Below are 7,919 nucleotides of genomic sequence, written 5' to 3' on the forward strand. Positions count from 1 at the left end.
CAATTTTATGGATCTTCTGTACTAAGTGACATATTCGCTTCCCAAGTATGAAAACAACTCCAACTTTCTGTTATCTTGAATGGAGTTGTTTTCTGTATGTCCTCTTGAAAAACAAGATAGCCATAACAATTGTATAAAGTCGAGACATTTAACGAAAAAAGGATTTTCGATTGAATTGTGGAATAGTCTGTAGTGTAGGGATATAGCTTAAATTCGTAAAGCAGGGAATTTGAAAGGATTAAACTAGGGAAGAAAAACAGGAGGTCTGACATGAAAGACAAGATTGTTATTATTACAGGTGCAAATTCGGGTATTGGTAAAGCGGCAACACTGAAGTTTGCGACAGAAGGTTATCATGTTGTTATGGCTTGTCGCAATCTAGAAATTAGTCAATCCGTTCAAAAAGAAATAACTACAATTTCTAACAATTCTAAGGTGGATCTGATGGAACTTGATGTTTCTTCATTCGATTCTATTCGTGTGTTTTGCGCAGCTTTTAAAGCTAAATATCCTCGTTTGGATATTTTAATACATAACGCTGCCTACTTAAATCATGGTGAAAAAGAGTATAAACTTAGCCCTGAACATATTGAATTGACCTTTGCGACGAATACCTTCGGCCCTTTTTTGATGACTCGTTTATTAGCAGATCATCTCGAAAAATCGCAAGATCCGAGAATTCTTAATGCTTGCACCACAAATATTAAACATTTCTTCGACCCGAAAAGGAAAATCGATTTTGATAATCTGCGTGGGGAATTCCGTGAAACACGTCCTTATAACTATTATAAGATGTACGGAGACTCGAAAATGGCGCTATTGATGAACACTTTCAAAATGGCGGAAGAATATAAAAATAAGGGGATCAATATCAACGCACTTCAAATTAACCGTGTAAAACTATCCAAAGAAACTATTAATAAAATGCGTTCATTTTGGAAAGTACTTGCATGGGCACAAAATTGGACCAATCCTTTACCATCAGGTATGGCGGATACCTATTTTTATATTTGTACCTCAGATGAATTCAAGAATGTTTCAGGACGACTTATAAATCATAAGAGAGAGATCGTTCAGCCATCGCTAAACGAAAAAGGCATCACTCAATTGGAGAATATAATTGGTTCAGGAAGTTTTCCAAGCTATGCAACTGATCCTCAAAATGTTGAAAAAATATGGGGGATATCCACTGTGCTAGTTGAAAGTTAACTTTTAATATACAAAATAAGGGGAGATTTTCATGAGCATCGTAGATTATTCCAAATTTCAAACTTACAAAAATCTGATCCAGTCTATACCTGTCCCCCTTGATAATGAAGCCTTAATCAATGACCAGTTTTTACTAGAGAGGGATGACAAGAAGAAGCTTGAAATTTATTATGCTCCTTTTGAATATGTGAACGAGAATGCCAAAGTTGTGATTGTTGGGATTACACCGGGTCTACATCAAATGAAAAAATCCTACTCTACCGTATTGGATGTGAAGGATCAACAGTTATCGGATGAAGAGGTTCTTCATTTAGTGAAGAAAAACTCTAGCTTTGAAGGGCCAATGCGGAAAAACTTGATTCAAATGTTGGATGAACTAGGGTTGAACTATTTTTTAGGGATATCATCTTCGAGTGAACTTTTTGGGACGGCTAGTCATTTTGTTCAAACGATGTCTGTTTTACCTTATCCAGTTTTCTATAAAGGCAAAAACTATAGCGGTTCTACACCCGATATTCTAAAAACAGATATACTAAAAAAACACATAGTTGATTATACAGCAGGTGAGATAAATAGAATAAATGACCCACTTATCATTCCGCTAGGTGTAAACGTTTTGAAGGTCTTATTGTATCTTGCTGATAATGGGTATATTAATAAAGAGTCGATTTTAAATGGTTTCCCTCACACATCGGGTGGGAATGGTCACCGACATAAGCAATTTGCCACACATAAAGAATCCATGCAACGAAAAATGCAGGAATATTTCTGGGTGAAATCTTATCTAAATGTCGATTTGTTCTAGAAAATGGGTTTATTAGTATTTAAACGGTTATAGGGGAAGTAAAATGTGATAAGTAAGTTTATTATGTGAGAATATGGTTACCCTAATTTTGGGTGATAATGGTGATAACTATTGAGTGGAGTATAGAATTGTTTGTTTTAATTTTTGTTGGACTATTTAGCGGGTTAGTATTCTATTAATGATCCGTTTAGATTGGAAAAAATACGGCTTATTATACTTACTTAGTGCGGGTGCTGGAAACATATTATGCCTTCTCTTTGTCTCTTTTAATTTCTATAGTTTCCCATACGTTTTATTTCCTCAAATACTACAAATGCCATTTCATGCAGTAGCAACGTTTTTCCTATTATACGTATTGATAGGTGTTAGATATAGTCCAGTAAAAATGGATGTGGAAAATTCCATTTTACTGGGTTTTAGTGCATATAGGTATGCTGGGTGAAACTTTAGAACTTCAATATACCAACCTTATTGAATATAATTTATATTGGGATTTTTGGGATTCGTATACTTTGTGGTGGATCTACTTACTTGTTTTTGAATTCATAGGAGGATTAATTAATCCCGATAGATTACGAAAACCATTGGATGAATATCATCTGAAGTATGGAAAATTAGGTTGGTTTATTGTACATTTTGTCCTGATTATTACGATGTTTTTAGGTGGAGTTTACTTAGGAATGAAGTTATGAAATTCCAGAACTTCTGATAACATTAAAAAATTGATCTGAATTTTAAGAATGTAAAAAAGAGACGAGCAATGTGGTTTACTCACATGCTCGTCTCTGTCACTCTTTAGTTTTGACATAGAGGGTTATTTTAGTGCAAAACACACGCACAGTTAATTTCGTGTCATAGGAATGAAAACTTATCAGGGTCCCTTATTGCCTTTTACCTTAATAAACCGATAAGAAACATAAATGATATAGATCGGTGTTGCTATATAGATTAAATAAGGAAATCTCCCATAAGATTCAATATTGACTAATACTAAAAGAGCACCTAAAAATATCGTTACAATGGTTCCATACTTCGGTAAAGGAACCTTTTTTAAGCTAGGTATTTTGATTTTACTTACCATTAGGAAAGATAAAGCTGTAAAAATAACAGTCGTTACGATACTCGGGATTTGATTATTAAATAACGTTAATAATGCTAATATTCCACCTGCGGCAGTGATTGGTACACCGATAAAGTGAGTACTAGACACTTCTACGGGAGTAGTATTAAATCGTGCTAACCGGTAGGCTCCAAATAGGGGAAATAAACCGGAAATAGCGAGACCTAGCAATCCACTATCGAAAAATATCGTGTAGTATACCAAAAAAGACGGAGCCACACCGAACGTTACGATATCGGCCAAAGAGTCTAGTTCTAACCCTAGAGGGCTTTCAACATGTAACATTCTTGCAATTCTACCATCCATGCTGTCCAACATCATACCAATGAGAACTAATACTGCAGCGTTTGTATATTGATGATTTGCGGCATAGCCAATAGATAAAAACCCACAGAATAAATTCCCTAGTGTAAAAATATTAGGTATTTGATTTTTTATTTTCATATTCCACCTCACTTACATAATCAGGTTAACCTACAGTCATGTTTCTATGAAAATGATGACTTATAATAAGTAAAATAACCGGTTTAATTCTAACTTCAATTGGATCAAATCATCCGATAAAAGGTTGTCCTAGTTTTCTTAATCGAGTAGCCTAATAATTGTTGTTCTGATGATTGATATCAATATATATGATGTACATAAGATAGGAGAATTCCTAAGGAAATAAATCCCCAAGTCTGATTATAACATGCTCACATTATACTTACAGGCAGAAAGCAAACTTTATGATTACTTATAATAGGTAGTGGCTAAAATAGTAAAAGGAATTTAATATGGAGGAATTTATAATGTATGATCCAACAGTTTTTGAAAATTTAAAAGTAGCATTCGAAAATGCTGTCTATGACCTAGACAATATAGGAAAAAAGATTAGTATTACTAACCGTGTTGATCGAATGGATTTTTCCGTACTAGCGAGGTATTTTGCAATTAAGTTTACGCTAGTCGATAAACCAGGTATTACAGCAGAAATTATATTAGAAGCTACTCTAAAAGAACTAGCAGCAGAGATATTGGAGGAGCCCGGAAAAAATCCTGGTTGTACCATGATATTACGATTTTACAAGCAAATTCAAAATGTGACCAAACAATGTAAACAAATTGATCAAGCATTAAAAGATGTTTGGGAACCTAATCTCTTGCTAACTCAAACACTGAGCTTTATGTATGAACAAAAATCTGCAAATTACACAGACAGTATTGAAATAACATTTGACCACAAAATTAAAGAGGAGCACATAGATGACATTTCAGATTTTCTTGAGCATGTTTTAGAAACATTGAAAGTTTTAAATGATATGGAGAATAAATAATAATTCTTGAACGATCAAGATGTTAAGGCTGAAACGCCAGTTTTCGAAAGAGTAATGAAATACATTAGTGGTATTATTAAATAGAATTGATATTCTATTTTTCGGGAAAGTAGTGAATGATATGTCACTTGTATTTAAAGTAATGAAAAGAGGATATCGATTTTTTACTGATCGCTATTATAAGAGGAATACTATTATTCACGATCGTTATAAAGTGAATTCTTTACTCGGTATTGGAAGTTATGGAATGACATACCTTTGCCAGGAGATTGATACCAAAAAAGTTTGTGTATTAAAACAAATGACAAAAAGCAAAAATAAAAAGTTAATCCTAGCCCAATATAAGCAAGAGACTACAATACTCGAACAATTAAACCATCCAAACATCCCGAATTTATTTGAAAGTTTTTCTTTTCAAAATAATCATTTTTTTTCAATGGAATACATCAAGGGAAGAAATTTAGAAGAAGTGCTTTTTCTAAAAGAACAAGTGTTTACGGAGAGAGAATCATTAATACTAATCAGGGACTTATTACAAGTTGTTGATTATATCCATTCCATGGGTTTTATACATGGAGATATTAGAATACCTAATATTATAATCAACGATCAGAAACCTTATATCATTGATTTTGGTTTAGCTAAAAGATATATGAATGAAACAAGCAATGGTGATTCCAATAAAAATAATGTAGGACTTTTAAGAGAAGACTTTTATGACATAGGCGACCTATTACTATTCTTACTATATTCTAATTATCATACAGATATTAAGAAAGGACGTTCCTGGACAGAGGAATTAACTCTCCATCCAAAAACGTCCCATCTATTAAAACGATTACTCCGTATGGAACAACCTTATTTCACTACAAAGGATATTATTACGGATGTGAATCAAACTATTGACCATTTAACTAACGTGATATATTAACTGCTGCTTCCAAACCCTTTGCGTTTATAACGGTGACTTCCTTGAGATGAAGAATGTCTGCGGTCATCACTGCTGCTGTGTCTGCGATATTTTCGATCACTTGAACTGCGACGATAAGAACCTTGCTTTCTTCTACTGCTGCCTTCTCGGTATTTCATTAGCTTATTTAAAAATTTCCCGAACATACGAACACCCCTTTTAGTAGAGTCCTCAATCTAATGTTATTAATAAGAGTGTAGAACAAAAATTAGTATTCCGTCAATTTTTATCTATATTACATACATACGTATTGGTTTGTTAATTAATGAATGAAGATTAGGAAAAAATGGACGAAGTGACTTGTTCACTTCGTCCATTTTTTGTCTGATTTACTTATGAAATGCTGGTTAATTTCAATGGATTTTTAAAGTTTCTACAAACTGCAATCATTATCAACTCACCCAATTGTCCTTCTGTCGTAAACAGTTCAATTATGAATGAAATCTACTGCATAGCCTTCACCATTAAATAGGATATAAAAGTATTGAATGGTATAATCTGTTTGTCATTTATCTATTTTGGGTATCATAATAGAGACATTTACTGTTTGAAATGTAAAGCTCATACATTTATTGATGAAAAGGAGTTAGTGATGTTGGATACAATTGCTTGGTACACCCCATTGTTTGGAACGGTATCACTGTTGATAGTGGCACGGTATTATAGCGATTGGAAAAATTGGAGAAAATACTACCCAACGATTCTTTTCATCAACTTAGTCAGTCTTTTTGCTTATATTTTGACAGTTGATAATCCATTGTGGTTATATCATGAAACGTTTTTATTTCCAAACCGAATGATACATGAATTTAGATTGATTCTCTTTGTGTTCCCATCAATTATCTTATTGTACTTGACCTTTTATCCATATAAATCTGTTATGTTAAAACAACTCGGATATATTATCCTATGGGGTATAGCCTTGTCGATAGTAGAAGTTGTATTTGTTCTGTTAAAAATCATAACGTATCACAATGGTTGGAACATGGTTTGGTCAGTAGTGATTTGGTTTATTATATTACCCGTGATAGCTATTCATCATAAAAAACCAATCTGGGTATGGTTAATTTGTGCAGTATTTAGTGTGTTTGTTATTATTTACTTCAATATTCCTTTCTTAGATTGGTCGAAGTGAATTATGACTTCGATCATTTTTTTGATTTTTTTTTGGAATAGATCTGTCCAAAACCCAAATTAACTTTTCATCAATTTAAAGACGTGCTATGTTTGTATTGATTAATAGTAGTGTATTAATTAGTATCTATTCAATCATGTTCTAAATTCCATTCTATCTTCTTACAGTATAATACGAGAACAAAAAGGGAGAGCATCATGTATGTTAATTGATGGAGTGTTTTCTGGTGGTGGCTTGAAAAATTTTGCATTGGTGGGGGCCTATCAGGTACTAGAAGAAGAGGGCTTTCGCTTTAACCGGGTAGCGGGAACAAGTGCAGGAGCAATCCTTGCATGTTTTATAGCAGCGGGGTATTCAGGTAAAGAAATTGAAGAGATGTTGGATGAGTTAGATTTCCAATCCTTTCTCGATCCGCGTAAAACAATAATTCCATTACCGATAATGAAATGGTTACTTTTTTATTGGCGAATGGGCTTATACCAAGGGGAAGCAATGGAGAAATGGTTCATGGATAAATTGGCAAATAAAGGCGTCTATACGTTTGGTGATTTACCCTCTGGAACGTTGAGGCTCATTACTTCTGATTTAACGAACGGAAGAATGATGGTTCTTCCCGATGATTTAGTACGCTACGGGATAGTAGCAGAAACCTTTTCAATTGCTCGAGCCTTACGTATGAGTTGTGGACTTCCATTTTTTTTTGAACCTGTTAAATTGACCTCTGGTACTGGAAAGACAATTGTTGTAGACGGTGGGGTATTGAGCAACTTTCCAATTTGGTTATTTGACGAACAAGATGGGAATAGACAACGACCAGTTCTTGGCTTGAAAATTAGTCGTGGCCACGAAGAACCCAAAGGCCATAAAATTGATAATGCATTGAATTTATTCCAAGCACTTTTTTCAACAATGCAAAATGCACATGATGAAAAATACATTTCTAGAAAATTTGAAAAAGATATTGTTTTTATTCCAGTTAATGATACGAGTACAACTGACTTTAACCTTACTCAAGAAGAGAAAGAAGATCTAATGGAAATGGGACGAAGTAGCACCATTCAATTTTTAAAAACATGGTCACCAGTGATTAGCAAAAAAAATTATCAAATTGTGTACCGTAATTATTAATTATTAAAATATCCTGTAAATAGAGTTAACTTTCATTCTTCATGATCTCCGAAAAAAGCCTATGGTTAAAAAAGTTTGATTCCATGATATGATTCAAGCTTTTTTAACCATAGACAAATGTTTGCTAATTGAGTCAATTTCACAATAAAAAATCTAGGAATAAAATCCGAAAAAAGTTGATTTCCGCTCCATCCTGACGCTTTCCGTGGGGCACACCATCGGGCCAACAGGATGTT

The 7,919-nt window shown here is 33.6% G+C and carries 10 protein-coding genes; 8 read left to right on the forward strand and 2 right to left on the reverse strand.

What is annotated here, in order from left to right; all coding sequences use genetic code 11:
- Nucleotides 1-270 precede the first annotated feature (270 nt).
- The 4 genes from B371_RS0115925 to B371_RS23205 all read left to right on the forward strand — a co-directional run bounded on the left by B371_RS0115925 (nt 271) and on the right by B371_RS23205 (nt 2,706).
- Nucleotides 271-1,209 (forward strand): SDR family NAD(P)-dependent oxidoreductase, encoded by a 939-nt coding sequence (locus B371_RS0115925; RefSeq protein WP_019415307.1) that lies wholly within the window; start codon nt 271-273, stop codon nt 1,207-1,209.
- A gap of 31 nt (nt 1,210-1,240) precedes the next feature.
- The gene (locus B371_RS0115930; protein ID WP_019415308.1) at nt 1,241-2,014 is read left to right on the forward strand and encodes a hypothetical protein; all 774 of its coding nucleotides are present in this window, start codon (nt 1,241-1,243) and stop codon (nt 2,012-2,014) included.
- Between the two features lie 178 nt (nt 2,015-2,192).
- Complete coding sequence (locus B371_RS24540; protein WP_369751119.1) at nt 2,193-2,456, forward strand: CBO0543 family protein; 264 nt, start codon at nt 2,193-2,195, stop codon at nt 2,454-2,456.
- Nucleotides 2,404-2,706 carry a hypothetical protein gene (locus B371_RS23205; protein WP_019415309.1) on the forward strand — a complete coding sequence of 101 codons (303 nt, stop codon included), beginning with the start codon at nt 2,404-2,406 and terminating at the stop codon, nt 2,704-2,706. Before B371_RS24540 ends, B371_RS23205 begins: the two co-directional genes overlap by 53 nt.
- Before the next feature lie 179 nt (nt 2,707-2,885).
- On the opposite strand, the gene pssA is transcribed toward B371_RS23205, so the two are convergent.
- Complete coding sequence (pssA, locus tag B371_RS0115940) at nt 2,886-3,578, reverse strand: CDP-diacylglycerol--serine O-phosphatidyltransferase (RefSeq protein ID WP_019415310.1); 693 nt, start codon at nt 3,576-3,578, stop codon at nt 2,886-2,888.
- A gap of 347 nt (nt 3,579-3,925) precedes the next feature.
- Between pssA and B371_RS0115945 the strand changes: the two genes are divergently transcribed.
- Both B371_RS0115945 and B371_RS21945 read left to right on the forward strand, forming a co-directional pair.
- On the forward strand, nt 3,926-4,450 hold the full coding sequence (locus B371_RS0115945) for a hypothetical protein (RefSeq protein ID WP_019415311.1): 525 nt from the start codon (nt 3,926-3,928) through the stop codon (nt 4,448-4,450).
- A 121-nt stretch (nt 4,451-4,571) separates the two neighbouring features.
- Nucleotides 4,572-5,381, forward strand: a complete 810-nt coding sequence (locus B371_RS21945) for a protein kinase family protein (RefSeq protein WP_040681294.1) — start codon at nt 4,572-4,574, stop codon at nt 5,379-5,381.
- Here the strand turns inward: B371_RS21945 and B371_RS23610 are convergent.
- Nucleotides 5,378-5,566: a hypothetical protein gene (locus B371_RS23610; protein WP_157185228.1), complete on the reverse strand. Its 189-nt coding sequence runs from the start codon at nt 5,564-5,566 to the stop codon at nt 5,378-5,380. The genes B371_RS21945 and B371_RS23610 overlap by 4 nt on opposite strands.
- Before the next feature lie 446 nt (nt 5,567-6,012).
- Here B371_RS23610 and B371_RS0115955 point away from each other — a divergent pair, with 446 nt between their 5' ends.
- Together B371_RS0115955 and B371_RS0115960 are read left to right on the forward strand one after the other, a co-directional pair.
- Nucleotides 6,013-6,555: a CBO0543 family protein gene (locus B371_RS0115955; protein WP_026023099.1), complete on the forward strand. Its 543-nt coding sequence runs from the start codon at nt 6,013-6,015 to the stop codon at nt 6,553-6,555.
- 201 nt (nt 6,556-6,756) lie between these two features.
- The gene (locus tag B371_RS0115960; RefSeq protein WP_019415314.1) at nt 6,757-7,683 is read left to right on the forward strand and encodes a patatin-like phospholipase family protein; all 927 of its coding nucleotides are present in this window, start codon (nt 6,757-6,759) and stop codon (nt 7,681-7,683) included.
- Nucleotides 7,684-7,919: the final 236 nt, after the last annotated feature.

The organism is Paenisporosarcina sp. TG20 (genome assembly GCF_000286315.1).
Taxonomy (GTDB): domain Bacteria; phylum Bacillota; class Bacilli; order Bacillales_A; family Planococcaceae; genus Paenisporosarcina.

Coding starts and splice junctions, on each gene's coding strand:
- B371_RS0115960 (WP_019415314.1), top strand. CDS start 6,757: ATGTTAATTGATGGAGTGTTTTCTGGTGGTGGCTTGAAAAATTTTGCA.
- B371_RS0115945 (WP_019415311.1), top strand. CDS start 3,926: ATGTATGATCCAACAGTTTTTGAAAATTTAAAAGTAGCATTCGAAAAT.
- B371_RS0115955 (WP_026023099.1), top strand. CDS start 6,013: ATGTTGGATACAATTGCTTGGTACACCCCATTGTTTGGAACGGTATCA.
- pssA (WP_019415310.1), bottom strand. CDS start 3,578: ATGAAAATAAAAAATCAAATACCTAATATTTTTACACTAGGGAATTTA.
- B371_RS0115925 (WP_019415307.1), top strand. CDS start 271: ATGAAAGACAAGATTGTTATTATTACAGGTGCAAATTCGGGTATTGGT.
- B371_RS21945 (WP_040681294.1), top strand. CDS start 4,572: ATGTCACTTGTATTTAAAGTAATGAAAAGAGGATATCGATTTTTTACT.
- B371_RS23205 (WP_019415309.1), top strand. CDS start 2,404: ATGTGGAAAATTCCATTTTACTGGGTTTTAGTGCATATAGGTATGCTG.
- B371_RS24540 (WP_369751119.1), top strand. CDS start 2,193: ATGATCCGTTTAGATTGGAAAAAATACGGCTTATTATACTTACTTAGT.
- B371_RS23610 (WP_157185228.1), bottom strand. CDS start 5,566: ATGTTCGGGAAATTTTTAAATAAGCTAATGAAATACCGAGAAGGCAGC.
- B371_RS0115930 (WP_019415308.1), top strand. CDS start 1,241: ATGAGCATCGTAGATTATTCCAAATTTCAAACTTACAAAAATCTGATC.